Origin of the sequence: Escherichia sp. KTE114 (assembly GCF_000407765.1) — a bacterium.
GTDB lineage: Bacteria > Pseudomonadota > Gammaproteobacteria > Enterobacterales > Enterobacteriaceae > Escherichia > Escherichia ruysiae.
In genome coordinates, this window is the sequence record NZ_KE136622.1 from 93,755 (window position 1) to 94,331 (window position 577).

1 protein-coding gene and 1 pseudogene are annotated in these 577 nt (G+C 52.7%); both read left to right on the forward strand.

The features are described from left to right. Nucleotides 1-266: 266 nt before the first annotated feature. Nucleotides 267-464, forward strand: coding sequence for a hypothetical protein (locus WC5_RS26075; protein ID WP_024192155.1), 198 nt, complete (start codon nucleotides 267-269; stop codon nucleotides 462-464). Between the two features lie 33 nt (nucleotides 465-497). Next, nucleotides 498-577, forward strand: a pseudogene (locus WC5_RS26080) (helix-turn-helix domain-containing protein); the annotation flags it as partial.

Consider the following 577-nt stretch of genomic DNA (forward strand, 5'->3'; position numbering starts at 1 on the left):
TTCGGGGATTTCCCCGCAGTGGACCTTTCCGACGGGGGACGCTCACCACGTCACAGGGCAGTTGTCCGGGGGCAGACGCAAAAGTTTTTGACGCCAGCGGCAAAAAGTTTTGTGGCTGGTATATCTCTCCCCTGGACGGCTGAAACGGGATGTGGTCGTGTATGTACCCCCGGAAAGTCCGTCTGCGGAGAACAGGCCGCAGTGCGGCGACAGATAGGCAGAGACAACTGCGCCATCAGGCGCAGTTGCCTTACACACCGTCAGGTGTGCAGGGGGCGCCGCATCCGGCGCGACTGAAGAAAAACGACAGCACAACAATGGCATGTCGTGGTCACTGGCGCACCACTCCCGCACAGGTGAAAACAGAGAAAACCGCACGACATCTACAACCAAAAAAAGTGAAATTCCTTCACTTTTTCACACTTATTTATCGCGCTGATTTGGTGATTATGATGATAAAATAAAGTGAAGTTTTTTCATTTTTTCAAAGGTGCTTTATGACCGGCTGGGAACTGCGAATCTGGCGAAAAAGCATGCTCTGGTCACGCGAAAAAGCGGCCAGAGAATTTGGCGTGAC